Annotated in this window: 17 protein-coding genes and 1 tRNA gene; 8 read left to right on the top strand and 10 right to left on the bottom strand. The window is 42.5% G+C overall.

From position 1 onward, the window contains the following. Positions 1 to 10: 10 nt before the first annotated feature. Positions 11 to 1,612 carry a DUF2070 family protein gene (locus IC007_RS12625; RefSeq protein WP_162302183.1) on the top strand — a complete coding sequence of 534 codons (1,602 nt, stop codon included), beginning with the start codon at positions 11 to 13 and terminating at the stop codon, positions 1,610 to 1,612. Here IC007_RS12625 and IC007_RS12620 read toward each other — a convergent pair. The 4 genes from IC007_RS12620 to IC007_RS12605 are packed head-to-tail and all read right to left on the bottom strand — an operon-like array spanning position 1,589 to position 4,763. Further along, complete coding sequence (locus IC007_RS12620) at positions 1,589 to 2,944, bottom strand: digeranylgeranylglycerophospholipid reductase (protein ID WP_149528861.1); 1,356 nt, start codon at positions 2,942 to 2,944, stop codon at positions 1,589 to 1,591. The genes IC007_RS12625 and IC007_RS12620 overlap by 24 nt on opposite strands. A gap of 39 nt (positions 2,945 to 2,983) precedes the next feature. Next, the gene (locus IC007_RS12615) at positions 2,984 to 3,367 is read right to left on the bottom strand and encodes a DUF5751 family protein (protein ID WP_054845241.1); all 384 of its coding nucleotides are present in this window, start codon (positions 3,365 to 3,367) and stop codon (positions 2,984 to 2,986) included. Between the two features lie 44 nt (positions 3,368 to 3,411). Continuing rightward, positions 3,412 to 3,951 (bottom strand): metallophosphoesterase family protein, encoded by a 540-nt coding sequence (locus tag IC007_RS12610; protein ID WP_149528860.1) that lies wholly within the window; start codon positions 3,949 to 3,951, stop codon positions 3,412 to 3,414. After that, a complete protein-coding gene (locus IC007_RS12605; RefSeq protein WP_149528859.1) occupies positions 3,948 to 4,763 on the bottom strand; it encodes an isoaspartyl peptidase/L-asparaginase in 816 nt (271 codons plus the stop codon). Before IC007_RS12605 ends, IC007_RS12610 begins: the two co-directional genes overlap by 4 nt. A gap of 53 nt (positions 4,764 to 4,816) precedes the next feature. Here IC007_RS12605 and IC007_RS12600 point away from each other — a divergent pair, with 53 nt between their 5' ends. From IC007_RS12600 to IC007_RS12590, 3 genes are read left to right on the top strand one after another with little or no spacing between them, the layout of a single operon-like run. After that, positions 4,817 to 5,323 carry a hypothetical protein gene (locus tag IC007_RS12600; RefSeq protein ID WP_054845240.1) on the top strand — a complete coding sequence of 169 codons (507 nt, stop codon included), beginning with the start codon at positions 4,817 to 4,819 and terminating at the stop codon, positions 5,321 to 5,323. A gap of 12 nt (positions 5,324 to 5,335) precedes the next feature. Then, positions 5,336 to 6,328: an NAD(P)/FAD-dependent oxidoreductase gene (locus tag IC007_RS12595; protein WP_149528858.1), complete on the top strand. Its 993-nt coding sequence runs from the start codon at positions 5,336 to 5,338 to the stop codon at positions 6,326 to 6,328. Then, positions 6,325 to 6,777, top strand: coding sequence for an Lrp/AsnC family transcriptional regulator (locus IC007_RS12590; protein WP_054845239.1), 453 nt, complete (start codon positions 6,325 to 6,327; stop codon positions 6,775 to 6,777). The genes IC007_RS12595 and IC007_RS12590 overlap by 4 nt, the downstream gene beginning before the upstream one ends. Before the next feature lie 216 nt (positions 6,778 to 6,993). On the opposite strand, the gene IC007_RS12585 is transcribed toward IC007_RS12590, so the two are convergent. From IC007_RS12585 to IC007_RS12570, 4 genes are read right to left on the bottom strand one after another with little or no spacing between them, the layout of a single operon-like run. Then, positions 6,994 to 7,866 carry an ATP-grasp domain-containing protein gene (locus IC007_RS12585; RefSeq protein ID WP_232049063.1) on the bottom strand — a complete coding sequence of 291 codons (873 nt, stop codon included), beginning with the start codon at positions 7,864 to 7,866 and terminating at the stop codon, positions 6,994 to 6,996. 50 nt (positions 7,867 to 7,916) lie between these two features. Beyond that, the gene (gdS-2, locus tag IC007_RS12580) at positions 7,917 to 8,759 is read right to left on the bottom strand and encodes a hexaprenyl pyrophosphate synthase (RefSeq protein WP_149528856.1); all 843 of its coding nucleotides are present in this window, start codon (positions 8,757 to 8,759) and stop codon (positions 7,917 to 7,919) included. A 1-nt stretch (position 8,760) separates the two neighbouring features. Then, on the bottom strand, positions 8,761 to 9,525 hold the full coding sequence (locus IC007_RS12575; RefSeq protein WP_054845237.1) for a hypothetical protein: 765 nt from the start codon (positions 9,523 to 9,525) through the stop codon (positions 8,761 to 8,763). Further along, complete coding sequence (locus IC007_RS12570) at positions 9,492 to 10,304, bottom strand: S-methyl-5'-thioadenosine phosphorylase (RefSeq protein WP_054845236.1); 813 nt, start codon at positions 10,302 to 10,304, stop codon at positions 9,492 to 9,494. The genes IC007_RS12575 and IC007_RS12570 overlap by 34 nt, the downstream gene beginning before the upstream one ends. A 90-nt stretch (positions 10,305 to 10,394) precedes the next feature. Here IC007_RS12570 and IC007_RS12565 point away from each other — a divergent pair, with 90 nt between their 5' ends. Next, complete coding sequence (locus tag IC007_RS12565; RefSeq protein WP_149528855.1) at positions 10,395 to 11,030, top strand: phosphoribosyltransferase; 636 nt, start codon at positions 10,395 to 10,397, stop codon at positions 11,028 to 11,030. Positions 11,031 to 11,111: 81 nt separating this feature from the next. Here the strand turns inward: IC007_RS12565 and prf1 are convergent, their stop codons facing one another. Next, a complete protein-coding gene (prf1, locus tag IC007_RS12560; protein WP_054845235.1) occupies positions 11,112 to 12,200 on the bottom strand; it encodes a peptide chain release factor aRF-1 in 1,089 nt (362 codons plus the stop codon). A gap of 123 nt (positions 12,201 to 12,323) precedes the next feature. Between prf1 and IC007_RS12555 the strand changes: the two genes are divergently transcribed. Further along, positions 12,324 to 12,408, top strand: a tRNA-Leu gene (locus IC007_RS12555). Between the two features lie 187 nt (positions 12,409 to 12,595). Here the strand turns inward: IC007_RS12555 and tfs4 are convergent. Continuing rightward, complete coding sequence (gene tfs4 / locus IC007_RS12550; protein ID WP_084739611.1) at positions 12,596 to 12,889, bottom strand: transcription factor S4; 294 nt, start codon at positions 12,887 to 12,889, stop codon at positions 12,596 to 12,598. Positions 12,890 to 12,977: 88 nt separating this feature from the next. Here tfs4 and hjc point away from each other — a divergent pair, with 88 nt between their 5' ends. Both hjc and IC007_RS12540 read left to right on the top strand, forming a co-directional pair. Beyond that, entirely contained in the window at positions 12,978 to 13,376 is a 399-nt protein-coding gene (gene hjc / locus IC007_RS12545) for a Holliday junction resolvase Hjc (RefSeq protein WP_054845233.1), read from the top strand. A 174-nt stretch (positions 13,377 to 13,550) separates the two neighbouring features. Continuing rightward, positions 13,551 to 14,108, top strand: coding sequence for a cysteine hydrolase family protein (locus IC007_RS12540; RefSeq protein WP_149528854.1), 558 nt, complete (start codon positions 13,551 to 13,553; stop codon positions 14,106 to 14,108). Positions 14,109 to 14,171: the final 63 nt, after the last annotated feature.

The following is a 14,171-nucleotide window of genomic DNA, read 5'->3' as shown; positions in this document are numbered from 1 at the left end:
GCTGTATATCGTGAACTCTGAAGAACTTACCAGACACTATTACTCCAAATTGAAAGGCTTGCCTGACATTAAAAAGGTGGCACTTTTCAGCATATTCGAATACGCGTTAATTTTCGGAAGATTACTAGAGGCTAGCTTAGTCTCCATGTTGTACGCTTTCCTTTTGTATTTTCTCGTTATATCTCTGCTCTTCTTGAGGAATCTAAAGACCGCTCTCTTCTTAGGCGACGTTACTGGCATTCCGTATCTCCTCTTATCCTTCTTCTCGATCTCCTTCTTTGCGTTCGGCTTTTCCCTACCAATACTTTCCTTTTCAATGTTCGTTAAATATGGAGAAAAGAGATCCCTATTGATTAGTTTTCTAATTTCGCTTTTACCTATAATCTTCTTTCCAAGAGATTTGCTAATTTATTTAGTTTATATTATTGCCGTGTCAACGCTTTATTATGCCTACCTCTGGAGCATAAATAGGAAAGGAAAGAAAATTGTAGGCATAACCTCGTTTACGTTATTGAGGCCGTTTATGAAGGCAATAATGGAGAAGGACTCAGTTCCTTTAGATAACTTGTTCGACAGGATAGGAGAGGAAAAAGAACTTGGCATAGTATTAATAAGACTAGGAGATAAACTCTTTGTATTACCTCAAATTCATTTCGGCATTTTCGGAAGTCAGGGTAGCGCTAGGTTGCCTTACAAGGTCGAGGGTGAGATCAAAGACGCTATAGTGTTTCATGGACCTGGAAGTCATGAAATAAACTTGGCCACATCTAAAGAAACTGATAGAATCGTTAAGATAATAGAAGAAAAAGCAAAAAATAGCCAGATCTGGGACAAATCTTTCTTTGCTGGTATAGAATTCAATAAAGTATCCAACTTCGATGTGACTACGTTGCGTTTCTCGGACTTCTCAGTTTCGTTGCTTGAGAGACCTACTTACGGCATAGACGACCTACCAGGTAATCTGTGGAGTGTTATAATGAAGAACCACAACTTCGTTATCGATACACATAACACTTTCCTTACAAGGGACTTCGATAAGTTTGAGATCAATGAGCTAAGGAATTTCCTCCTTAGTAAAAGCAAGAGAGAAGAGAAGAAACTCTATCTGGGATATAGTGAAGGGGAGTTACCTCATACATGCGAAGGATATTGTAATAGAAGGTTTAGAGTTATAGCTTTAGGAGATGGTGAAAGAAAGGTAGCAATAGTATATTTCTATGCTAACAACTCGGAACATGAAACTAGAGAATGTGTGATTAGAGCAGGAAGTGGACTCGTAGATAGGACTATCATGGTAACCCCTGACGATCATTCTTGTGCTGGCTCCTCAACGATCACAACTTACCTACCTGCAAGACCATGCACAGGAATGGAGAACATAGTTAGAGAGCACATAGAGAAGTCTTTAATTTCTATGAAAGAGGTAGACGAGATTCGCTACACAGTGGTTAAAACTAGAGCTAAAACTGTAGGTAAGGTAATATCATCTATGTTAGACGGTTTAGAAAAAGTTGGAAGGTACGCATCAAAAACGTTCTGGATACCTTTGGTCATACCTTATTCTGTGTTCTTGGTCCTTTTTCTTCTCTCAAATGGTTTTATTAAATTCTAGGATTAGAGAATCAGTTACAGACTTCCACTTCATCAAATCCTCTGGGTTGCTCGGGTATTCGGCGTAGTGCTCCTTTATCTTTTTCATGTATTCAGCTACACTTTTGAGCTTCATCAGTAAAGATGGCCTACCTAATCCTGCGATCACTCTAGTTGCTTTCTCAGCTACCGACAGTTGTAGATCTCCCTTTTCGCTTGCTGTAAGCAAGTCCTCCTCCTTTATTACTTTCTTTCTCATGCCGTAGTCTATGTCGTCGTCAGACAGTCTCTGTAAGAAGCGCCTGAAGAGATCTAGACTAGCTTGCTTAGCACCGTATCTCTGTATATAGCACATATTTGCGTCCCACATTGATTCCTTGGAGTAATCTCCCTTCTCTACTGCGTTCATTATAGACCTTGCAACGCAGAATCCTGATATCATTGCTGATCCTTTGCCACCTCCATGTACTGGATTGACAGTGAAAGCCGAGTCTCCTATCACTGCCATTCCGTCCCAGACTATGCTCGCTAAAGGTCTTCTGGTCGGAACCAGAGCCCCTCCTTTCACTACTAGTCTGTTCTTATCTACATCAGAGGCATATGTGTCAAGATACTTGTGGTAGAACTCGTGGATGCTGGGATACCCCATTCCTCCTTGTATTCCAAGACCAACGTTTACCTTATCAGCACCCTTCGGGAAGTACCACCAATATCCTCCTGGAGAGGCTTTCTGGGAAACGAATATCTTGAGGTACTTGTAGTCCTCAATTTCGTCCTTGGTGTATAACACTTCCCTGTAAGCTACGTCGGTGTCCTTATCGTCGAGTGGCTCAGTTACTGGTAAAGGCTGAGGAAGCTTGCTCCTGAAACTCATTGAGTACCCTGTTGCATCCACAGTTACGTTAGCTCTTACCTCTAAAGTCTCGTTTGTTCTCCTGTTAAAAATTACTGAACCTACTACCCTACCTCCTTCGACTAAAGGCTTCATGGAAGTTGTGTTATCCATGACCTCTACTCCCCTGTTCTCTGCTTCCTTCAATAAGCGTTGAGTGTAAGCTGGAGCATTCAGCTCGAACCCTTCTCCCTTGACCGTCCACTCGGTCTTCATATCAGGACTATACAGTTTTATGCCTTCTATCTTTCCTTCAAGTTGGTTTCCCTCGGGATAAGGTAGACCTAGATTATCGAAATGTTCCTTACTTACAGCGTCTCCACAAGGTTTGTCTCCTATCCTATTCCAAGGCTTGCTATCAATTAATAGAATCTTTATTCCCTTCCCTGCCAAATGCCAAGCAGTTGAAGAGCCTGCTATTCCGCCCCCAATAATAAGAACGTCGTATTTTAAGTCCTTCAAGACTATCTGTCTAATTAATAACCTGCAGTAGCTATAAAACTACTTACACATATCCTTAACCAAGTTAACTTTGAAGGAATTAGGTAAAGATTGAGAAATTTTCTTGATGAGTGACTTTTTATCCTCATCACAGTAAAATATTATCCCTACGTTGTCTGAGAACTCCTCATTAATTACTTTGAACATTTTCTCTATTTCATTTTCTTTCCATGTGTATATCTCAACTCCGAGGTCTATGTTGTCAAGGAGTGGTTCTCTAGCATATGAAGTGAACTCATGGAAAGGTATGTCGTTAATGTAATGCAGATACACCTTCTTACCGCTGCTAGCTCTGGAGCTCCTGAAAACGTCCTTGATCAAGTCTGGGATCTTGTCCTGTCTAGTTGACGAGATTATGATGATCGGTCTATACGTTATTGACATGGAAGAGATTAAGGTACTATCATATAAAATAATTTTTCACTTTATCACGCCTTGAGACTTCTTATATAATGAGACGAGTCAGTGAGAACTAGGTAACCTCTACTCTCAGGAGGATATTCCCTAGTTATGCCTCCCACGTAAATGACCCTCGCTAGTTTGTCGACTTCCAATCTCTTGGGCTGACCTAGGACTACCCAGTCCCAAGGTCCGGCACCTATGCTCCTCCTTAGCTGATCCAAATCTCCCTGATGTCCGTGTAAAATGTAATACTTCACTGAAGCTGCCTCCGTGATGTACATGGTTGTACCTATTATCTCCTCCCTATACCTGGGCTCTGCTGTAATGCATTTCACTGCATGTGGATCCATGTCGCCTTGTACGTAAACCACTTGTGCCCAAGGAGCTATGCTTCTTATCACGTAAAGCACGTCTATTACTCTTGGACACTCGTAGTCCCAGTAACACTGTGTGGTATCCCCATCAAGGACTATTGTCTCCGGTTCCTCCTTCTTTATTATGGTCGATAGTGTGCTCTCTATATGAGGTTCAGGGAACCTTATGTTACTCAAGACGAGAGTCTTCATGAGAAATCCCCATCGAATACCAAACATTGGATTTTCTCTTTATTTTGATAACATCTTGGCATGCCTTTAGTGTTGAAATGAGCAGAAACATCACCATATTTACTTACTCCTATCATTCCTATATTTCCTTTACCGAACATGCGACTTACCTTGTTTACCACGGAATTTAGTGCGTCGTCTAAGAGGATCCCCATGGAGACCAGTGTATCTACTTCCTTTGCTGGAAGTACCCTTAGAATAACCTCTCCTATCCCGGTTGACGAGACACCTACCCTCTCTGTAGCGTAGAATCCGGCTCCAGGTATAGGAGAGTCCCCTATTCTCCCTGGCTCCTTTCCTGATATTCCTCCAGTACTAGTACCTGCTACTATCCTACCCTCTAGGTCTAATGCTACTGCCCCTACGGTATCACCGCCTTTGCCTGAGTTAAACGTGGTATTCCAATTACCTTTCCTTTCCGCTATTATGACATGCTTACCTTTCTTCATGACCTCTAAAGCTTTCCTTATGGGGCTACCCGTCCTCACCAGAACCACTGACCCTGCAGATAATGTTTTCCCATCCATAATTCCTGCATCCATCTCCACCTCACCTTCGCTATTCTTTACACTACCTTTACCCGCGTCAAATACTCCTGAATCTTCCATGAACGATATTGCCTCAACTACAGCCTCTATAGAGGAACCCCTCCGGAACTCCTCGAAGCCCCTTCTGGAGGCTTCCCTCAAGGCAGAATTAACACTATCTAAATTCTTACCTTCCCAGTATCCTGCACCTCCATGTAAAATAATCACTGGAGCAGAAGATATCACACTCTTCTATCACAGATATATTTTTTATTTTTAACTTACAACTTCCTTCGAACATGAAGGACTCAACAATCCTCACAATATCAGTGGTGGTGATTCTCCTCACTGCTGTCCCTGGTTTCGTGCACAGTTTACCCGCATTTATCGTAGGGTCTATCATAGGCTTAGCGTTGGTAGGTTACTTCCTAAACAAGGAAAGACCTTGGACGGGGTATAAAGCCTCCATTACAAGCCTCTATTTTTCAGGCATTCTGGCTTTAGGTGCTGGTCTCGGAGTCTTCTTGATACTCCCTACTGCTCCCAGATATTTCGCTGCAATGGCTCTGGTTGATTCAATTCCGTTTGTAATATCACTGGCTCTCTCGCTCAAATTTTTGAAGAACATTTTGCCAGTCAGTGCAGGAAGACTTCTTTCCATGGGAAACGGATTCTTGGCTTTACTCCTGTTCGTTTTCGTAGGAGGAATTATAGGTAGATTCATGGGCAACTTCTATGAACTTATAGTAGTTTATTCAGGCTTTCTAATAATGGGAATTTTAGCTATGATGTATTTTAGAAAGTGAGAGGTCGATACAATGAACATAGCTGTAGTTGGAGGAGGTCCTGCTGGACTCTCCCTAGCGTGGACAATGAAGGGGAGAAGGAACTACGAAGTCACAGTCTATGAGGGCCTGGACAACGTTGGGTATAAACCCTGCGCATGGGGGCTCATGAATGGGGTAGAGGAAATAGTCCCCTTGAAGAAAGAACACATTGTAAGTGAAATAAAAGGTTTCAGGATTTTCCTTGACGGGAAAGTAGTCCACGATATAAGGGGAGAGGAAAGACTTGGGTACATTGTAGATAAGCCCATGCTCCTCAGAGATATGGCTTCTAAGCTTGACGTGAAGTATAAATCCAACGTGTCTGTACGTGAAGGCAAACCTTACGTCGGATCGGAGGAAATACACGCCGATAAGATAGTCTTCGCCAACGGTCATTACTCATTACCCAAGGATAGGTCTGTCCCCGCTATCCAGTATGTCACTGACTTTCAACAGGATCCTGAAGTCGTTGACTTTTACTTCTATAGTGACCTTTTAGGTTACGCTTGGGTATTTCCTGATAGAGATGGCGCAAAGATAGGCATAGGAGGATACGCTGACGTTAACTTCCTCCGCGAAAGGCTCAAGCCATTGGTCAAGGGCAAGACGTTGTTCTTCCACGGGGCGAGGGTCTCCGATACAGGGATAGTCGAGGAGAGACTTAACGGGCAATACATAGGCGAAGCCTTAGGTACCGTTTATGCGTTGACAGGGGAAGGAATAAGACCTTCTATCCTCTCAGCTAAGATCTACGCTGATTCCTTATTGAACGACAAAGATTTTTCCAAGGAATTTAAGAAATCCAAACTTTACAACACTCTTAACGTGCATGCCAAGATAGTAGCTCAGTCTAAAGGGAAAGAGCAACTGAAAGGACTGACCAAAGTGCTCATGAAGTCGGATCCTAAGCTAGTACTGAAAGTAGCTTTAGGTGACTTTAACAACTTTGATCTTCTAAAGTTGTTGGGGAGGACAATCTTTTGAATTCATACTATCTTGACGATGTAGATAAGAGAATACTAAACATACTTCAAGAGGACTCTAGGATTCCTTTTTCTCGTCTAGCTAAGATGTTGAACTTAAGCGAAGCAACGATATACATGAGGATAAAGAGGCTAAAGGAGAACGGTGTTATAAGGGGTTTTTACACCGACATAGACTTCGATAAGATAGGGTTAAGCGTAGTTGCTTTCGTCATGATAAAGGCAGAGCCTAAACAGTACGAAAAGGTAATAGAGGAGTTAATAAAGCAAAAGGAAATATTCGAGATATATGACGTTACAGGGGAATACTATGCGTTGTTGAAGGTGAGGGTAGAGACAAGGGAAGAGCTCGCTAAGGTTTTAGATAAACTCGGGAATTTGGAGGGAGTTACGTCGACCTATACCATGATAGTGTTGAGAGTCCTCAAGGAGAAAAGAAACGTAGACTAGGTCAAGCTTTTTTAAATGTTGCAATTGGAGAGCAATAATTGTGTATAGACACACAGTTTTGTATTTGCTATTAATCTAAATCTTATTTGCAGAAATTTTCTAGTTAACCCTCATCTCAATCAGCTCAGTTACTTCAAATTTCTTCTTAACTCTCAGTTTAGTTCGAATAGATCAGGGCGAGAGCTCATCCTCACCATTCAGTCGGTTTGTTAGTCCTCATTTCTTAATCATTTCTAAGAGGTGTTTAACTATAAATTTTGCAGGGTTAATCCCAGTTGCTGTCTTGAACCCGTGCCATAGGGGAGACGCGTTCACTTCTAATACCTTGTAGCTGTTGTCCTCAGTGTCCTCTACCACGTCTATCCCTGCGTAGTCCATCTTCATCGCCTTAACTACCTTCAGCCCAATTTCCTTTATCTCTGATGAGATCGTAAGCATCTGTGCTACCGCACCTTGAGCCACATTGGTCTTCCAGCTTCCGTTGGAAAATCTGAAAATACTTCCTATCACCTCGTCTCCCACCACGAACACCCTTATGTCTCTGTCAGGCTTCTTCACATATTTTTGGACGTAAACGGGCTGGTTTACTGAAAGGATTGACTTTGACACCCTATAGGCTATGTCAGGGTCGCTCACTTTGACAGACCCAAGGCCTAGACTTCCGATCAACGGTTTGATGACCACCTCTCCCCATCTCTCGGTGAGCGTCATCGCCTCTCTGGGGTCTTCCACCATTGCCGTCTCAGGTATTGGGACGTGATTCTTTGCCAGTTCTAGCAGACTGGCGAACTTGTCCCTAGCGAGCATAATAGACTCCGGCGAGTTAATTGTGACTGTCCCAACGTTTCTCAAGACCTTTAGAGAGTCAAACCTCTTCACTAGCTGTTCAGTAGTAGTTATTGTCCCAACGTTTCTCAGAAGTGCTCCATCTAACGTGAATTTCCTCCCAGCATAATTGATCTCTTCCCCTTGGGATCCTAGAATTACATTCAATTTAGATGGTCTAATATAATAAGCTGAATGTCCTTGTAGTTTTATCTCTTGTAATAATTCCTTTGATGCTTCAGTAACTTTCTGTGACTCGTGAATGACAGCAATTTTAATATTATTTCACCATGTTTCCGCATAATTTCATTAATTTAAAAACTATCTATGCCAGCCTCGTTAAGAAGTCCCGTTACAAGGAAGTCCGGCATCTGCTCTATATCGTTCCTGAATTTCTGGATGAAAGGTAATGACTTAGTTATGTTTAAGTAGGTTTCCTTATACTTGGTGAAGTTCGTCTTTACGTACTCTTCTGCCTTATCTCCAGTTAGATCGTAAAGTTGTCTGGCGCTTCCTACTAACTGCCCCGGTTTGACTGTCCTGATGTCTATGTAGTCATCTATGATCTGATACATCACTCCCAGTAACCTCCCCATTTCCAGCAAAGAGTCTAATAGGTCAACTCTCTTCGACGCGAAAGAAGCTATGCATGTAGACAACTTGAACAAACTGCTTGTTTTTAGATCAATTGTTAACTCATATTCCTCACTTTTACCATAAAGATCTTTCAGCGCACCCACCGCAGTGTCTCTCCATAAATTGATGCTTGTGTTTAGGGCTATTTCGCCGTAGCTGGAGATCATGTTCAGTGCTGTAGGTATCAGGAAATTAGTTACGAATATCACTTTCCTGTTCCCGTACACGAGCCAAGCTGACTTGTCTCCCCTTCTAGTCACATCATAGTCTACTATGTCGTCGAGAGCCAGGGACGCCGAATGAAGTATTTCTGTAGCCACAGCTCCCTTCAACGCAGACTCTAAGCTACCTCCCAAGGCTTCGGTGAAGAAGAGAGTTAAAGTCCCTCTGAACCTCTTCCCGTCTTTCATGATATAGTTCGACATGTCGAGAACCTCCCATTCCTTCACTCCTTTCAAGAAGTCCTCTATCATCAAGTCTATTGTTGATTTAGTTTTCCCCCAGAACTCTAGCAAAGACATTTCAAGCACCCATTTTAATCGTTAAATATGAAGGAGCCATAAGTGGATCAGAATCTAGGAGAATCTGTTTAGTTTCTACTCCTTTACTTGACATCATTGTTATTACTCTTCTCATAGACATCATGTCAGAACCATTATATATTATTAATGAGTTAATTAATATATTATAGTTTGCCATGGTTTTTACATCAAGACCAGCTTTCCTGAGGTGGAAAGATGCTGGTTCCATTATAGGTGAAAGTATAACTTGATACCTTGAAACATCTATTCCTTGACCTAGGCTGTCCAGCCACGGCTGGAGGTCAGAGAAGTCTGAAAGTTGCTCGAGTATTCTTTCAGTCCTAGGATTTCTCTTTAACTTAGATAATGAAGCTAGAATTGAGAACGCCAGTGACACGGACCCGTACTTGTTTCCCTCAAATAGGGTGATATTAACATCTCCTCCCTTCTTTTCTAAACCTTGAGGAAGTTTCCACGTGAAGAGTTGCAAGCTAGCTTCGATGTATCTTAACGTATCTGTGATCCTCACCACGTTCTCTTCGTCGCCGACGAAAGCCACTACCTTTCCAAGGTCGCAATAAGGGGCTACGGTATAGGTAAACTCGTGAACGTTGTATACCTTAGGTGCAAAGAACAGCAGGGAAGAAAGTCCTCTGGCATAGGAGGATGCAGGGAGGTAGCCCGCGTCGTCATAGACTATGTAATCCGGCTTGGTTTCTATATCAAGTTCCTTTACAGTAATGCGTTCTCCAGTGAACTGCAGCATGAGCAATCTTCCCTGTTTGGAGATTCGGGTAAATCTTTGATGACTTCCATCACAAGCTTCTTCGCGTTTTCGGTGTTCCTCTTCATCACTTGAGTTACCTCCTCTGCAGTCACTGGGATGTCGGCGAAAACGTCGTAGTCGGTGACCATAGCTAATGTTGCATAACACATTTGGGCCTCGCACGCTAGGTTGACCTCAGGTACTGCTGTCATTCCTATGATGTCTGCCTTAAAGGAGTCCTTCCAAACCCTGCTTTCAGCTCTGGTTGAGAACCTAGGGCCCTCTATACAGATGTATGTTCCCTGGCCGTGGACTACAATGCCCAGACTATTACCTTTCTCTATTAGCCTCTTTCTCAGCGAGTTGCAGAAGGGGTCTGCCATAGAGACGTGGGCTACGACCGGGCCATCAAAGAAAGTGTATTCTCTCTTCTTTGTCATGTCTATGAACTGATCCGGAACCACGAAGTCTCCAGGTTTGTAGTCCATCCTTAGACTTCCCACAGCGGAAACGGAAATGACCCACTTAACTCCTAACTCCTTCAATGCCCATATGTTGGCTCTGTAGTTTATCATGTGGGGAGGGATTCTATGGTTCTTCCCGTGTCTGGGAAGGAACGCTACCTTAACGTTGCCCATCCTACCTACCGAGATTAAATCACTGGGCGAGCCGTAGGGTGTGTACACCTTGATTTCCTTAACGTCGCTTATGTATGACAGATCGTAAATTCCTGAACCCCCTATTATTGCGACCGAGGCTCTTTCTTTTTGCTCTAACACAGGCTAACTTTCTTAAATTCAATAAAAAAATTTGTTTCGCGAAGAACGACGTCGGTCAGAAGATTTTTAACTTTCCTTCTGATTAAGGTGATGGTAATAGTCTTGAAGATACCCGTCAAGGTAGTGACTTGGGACTACGCAGTTAAGTTATCCACTTCTTTAGCTAGAAAAGTGAGAGAAAGTGGATACAAGGTAGATGTCATAGTTGCAGTTGCAAGAGGTGGTCTCGTTCCTGCCAGAATTGTTGCGGACGTTTTAGGAGTCATGGACGTCCTATCCATAAAAATAGAACACTGGGTGGAGACAGCGTCTCACACGCCTCAAGCTAAGGTGAAATATAGCTACACTTTATCATTAGAGGGAAAGAACGCTCTCGTCATAGACGATATAACAGACACCGGGGACAGCATGGATCTGGCTAAGGACTTCGTGGTGAAGAACTTCTCCCCTTCCGTGGTTAAGACTGCCACGATGCAACACATAGTCACTGCTTCCAAATCGACTCCAGACTTCTATGCGGAGGAAGTGAAAGAATGGACGTGGTTCATGTACCCATGGAACTACTGGGAAGACATGATAAACCTAGTGAGCAAAATAATGAACGAGAAAGGCAAGGTGACGAGCTCTGAAGAGTTAGAGAAGGAATTCGTTGACAGCTATGGTGCAGTTCCCCCTATCTCTATAGAGGAAATTTTGAGAGAGATGAAATACAGAGGGAAGTTATAATATACAAATTGAAAGAAAGGTAAAATTCGAGTAAAATAATTTAGAATAAAAAGAAGAATTTTGTTGATATTATTACTTATATTATAATAATTTGAACCTTAATTTCCCTACAGCGCCTCCGAAGGTTTTCCCAACCCATTCTGCATCAGGTAACTCGCTTCCCACCACGAAAACTGTTGTCCCATAGCCTTCAGCTTTCTGTATTAAACTTTGAAGTTCTTGGTTGTTAGGATCGTCGTAAACAATTAGTGAGTCTACAGCACCAAGCTCTATGGCTTTCTTTATTTCATTTATTCCGTAAATTACCATTCCATCGTCCTTCGCTAAGTGGTATTTTATTTCATCCATGAGGTTGTTGACCTTTATGTACTTCTGTTCCTTCAATATGTCTGAAGCCTTCACTACCATGTCGCGGAGCCCCACCTCCCCCTGATCCGCAAGGTCGTAAAGTGGTTGTAATATCAGTTTCTTCACTCTGTAGTCTACGTAGTCGCCTTTATAGAAGTCCTCTTTAGCGTAACCGGGGCCTCCAAGGAGTATCGCACGCATCTTCTTGTCCTCAATTATAGGCACGAAATATGTATTGACCTTCTCTCCTACCTCTTTCAGGAAGTGGTCGTAAGCTTCTTCTATTAGCCTGTCTATACGTCGCTGTGATTGTCCACCCATCATGTGTTTTCCGGGGACGTAACCCTCGAATTCCTCTAGAACTTCTATCCTGGAACCCCTGAGTAAACCTATGGTCGCTTGGTCTCTCTCCACTATTATTAGACCGAACGCTTCGGAGTCTTCAACCATGTCTTCTAGGAATTCCGTATGGAAGTTCTTGTCGGTTCTGTAAAAGAAGACCAGAACCTTCTCAGGAGGCGAGAACATGTAACATTTATACTCTCCGCTATCAAAGTTCTCCCCGCAGAACATAGCTAGCCCGTTTGGGGGTATCTTCGGCAATTGAGTGAGCCTATCTATAGCTCCAGTTATGGCTGACTCCACGGCATCTCTGGTTCGCTTCAGCTTTATGTTCTGGGATATGGATGCCTCCTCTCTTAACAAGTTCACCACATCAGCTACTGGTCTACCTTCAGGAACGTAAAGTGATAGAAGTACTGTAGCTGGTGCAGACCATTTCTTTAGCTCTCTGAGGAGAACTTTAAGCTCCTGTCTACTTATTGAGTACTTGTCAAAGACTCATCCCTAATCGAGATGTATTTCGTCTTATTCTTATTAAAGGTTAATTATGAGGATCCTGGCTTAGAAAACGTTTTTATGCCCTTTATTTTAGTAATAAAGTGAGCGGGAGTGCCCGAGCTAAGCCAAAGGGGCCGGACTGAGGCTCCGGTGGCGTAGGCCTGCGTGGGTCCAAATCCCACCTCCCGCATGTAAATAATTGTATGTTGTTATTATTGATTGGCCAGGGATTTATGTAAAATTTTGACTCATATGGAAATTTAAGCTACCTATGTTATTTACGTCGCTTTTACACCTTTACTTAGCGTGTGCCTATTACCAAAACTCTTTATGAGCCAGAGACAAGGTTTCTAGGTAAGAACGATGGTTCACAACTTCTACGTAAAGGAACCGTTTTCACTGAATATATTACCGCAAAGGGAGCACTTGTATGTTCTCTTCCTCGGGTTAACAAGGATGGAGACTGAAGATCCGCATTTTGGACAGAGAACAGAGTGAAGTCGACCTTGAATCCTCTTACCGTCTGCTACTATCATTTTGTCGTGGGAGTGGTCATATCTCTCTTTGAGGATCATTTCCTCATCAGCCTTGATCTTATATCCGCAGTTTCTGCAGGAAGCAATACCGTTTCTCAGCGTCATAACGCTTTTGCATTTAGGACAGAACTTCATCTATAAGCACCGTTTCATATAAGGGTGAAATCCCTGTTCTCTCAATGTCTCTAAAGTCTTATTAATTGTTCTCCTATAGCCTTATTTCGTGAACAAGGATATAGGACGAAATGCGGAGAGGGAGCTGGTGAAAACGCTCACTTCGTTAGGATTTAAAGCTGTTAGAATACCGACTTCGAATTCTTCACCGAATCCTCTTCCTGACGTTTTCGCCACTTTTGGAGATACTTTGCTGGCCTTTGAGGTGAAGAGCACATGGGAACCGAAACTAAAAATAAGAGAAATTCAGATTAGAAAACTTTTAGACTTTTTATCAATGTTTACAATGGAAGGGCACGCATATGTGGCAGTTAAGTTCAAGCTTTTCACTAAATGGGAACTCTTCGAGGTCACAGAGCCATCGAGCATAGAAGTGAGGGCCGGTGAAGGTAAAGAACTTCTCTCCTTCTTTCATTCCAGATCACAAGGTACTGAACAGCTGATTTGATATTTCGTGGATCACTCCTACTATTATTAGAGCTCAGGTTAAACTATCTTTTAAGTAAACGGTAAACCCAGGATTAAAGCGAATCAGCCAGGCTTAATACCTAAAGAAATTGAAGTTTTCTGTAACGCATTGATTTGAAGAAAGTTTTAAGATATATCTTTACTACACTTTACCATGTCGTTCAATCCGTCGGATACGGTAAAGTTAGTAAATAAAGATAATTCAGTCTTGGTTGTGTGGGACGTGCAAGAGGCTCTAGTGAATTCGATATTTAACAAAGAAGAATTTATCGCGAAGACCAGGGAGTTAATACACTCTGCTAGGTCTAAGGGGATTCCAATAATTTACACTAAAATAACTCCTTTTCCAGAGAAGTTCGAATCACCCCTCAGGAAAGGATGGAGGATGAACTTAGGTGACATAGTTGAAGAACTGAAGCCTGAGCAAGGCGACTACATACTAAACAAGAACACAGCGAGCATTTTCGTCGGTACCAATGTAGAGCTTTTGATGAGAAACGCAGGGAAGATAGCCATGATATTCACCGGAATCGCTACTGAAATAGGAGTGGAAAGTTCAGCCAGACACGCCTTCAATCTGGGCATCATCCCGGTAATCGCTAAGGAGGCAGTATCTTCGAGAAACAAAGAAGCCCATGAGAGATCCTTAGCTAATATGTCCATGATGTTCCCAGTACTTTCCAATCAAGATATACTTGAAATTTGGAGATAGAGAAAGTAAATGAGAGAGAAAAAACATCCTTTTTTAGGAATTAATGATCTATATTACTTGTGA

Source organism: Sulfuracidifex tepidarius (genome assembly GCF_008326425.1).
GTDB lineage: Archaea > Thermoproteota > Thermoprotei_A > Sulfolobales > Sulfolobaceae > Sulfuracidifex > Sulfuracidifex tepidarius.
Note: the sequence above shows the minus strand (reverse complement) of the source record. Positions and strands in the feature narration are given on the sequence as shown.

Coding starts and splice junctions, on each gene's coding strand:
- IC007_RS12565 (WP_149528855.1), top strand. CDS start 10,395: ATGGTAATAGTCTTGAAGATACCCGTCAAGGTAGTGACTTGGGACTAC.
- IC007_RS12575 (WP_054845237.1), bottom strand. CDS start 9,525: ATGCTGCAGTTCACTGGAGAACGCATTACTGTAAAGGAACTTGATATA.
- gdS-2 (WP_149528856.1), bottom strand. CDS start 8,759: ATGTCTTTGCTAGAGTTCTGGGGGAAAACTAAATCAACAATAGACTTG.
- IC007_RS12540 (WP_149528854.1), top strand. CDS start 13,551: ATGTCGTTCAATCCGTCGGATACGGTAAAGTTAGTAAATAAAGATAAT.
- IC007_RS12595 (WP_149528858.1), top strand. CDS start 5,336: ATGAACATAGCTGTAGTTGGAGGAGGTCCTGCTGGACTCTCCCTAGCG.
- IC007_RS12615 (WP_054845241.1), bottom strand. CDS start 3,367: ATGTCAATAACGTATAGACCGATCATCATAATCTCGTCAACTAGACAG.
- tfs4 (WP_084739611.1), bottom strand. CDS start 12,889: ATGAAGTTCTGTCCTAAATGCAAAAGCGTTATGACGCTGAGAAACGGT.
- IC007_RS12600 (WP_054845240.1), top strand. CDS start 4,817: ATGAAGGACTCAACAATCCTCACAATATCAGTGGTGGTGATTCTCCTC.
- IC007_RS12610 (WP_149528860.1), bottom strand. CDS start 3,951: ATGAAGACTCTCGTCTTGAGTAACATAAGGTTCCCTGAACCTCATATA.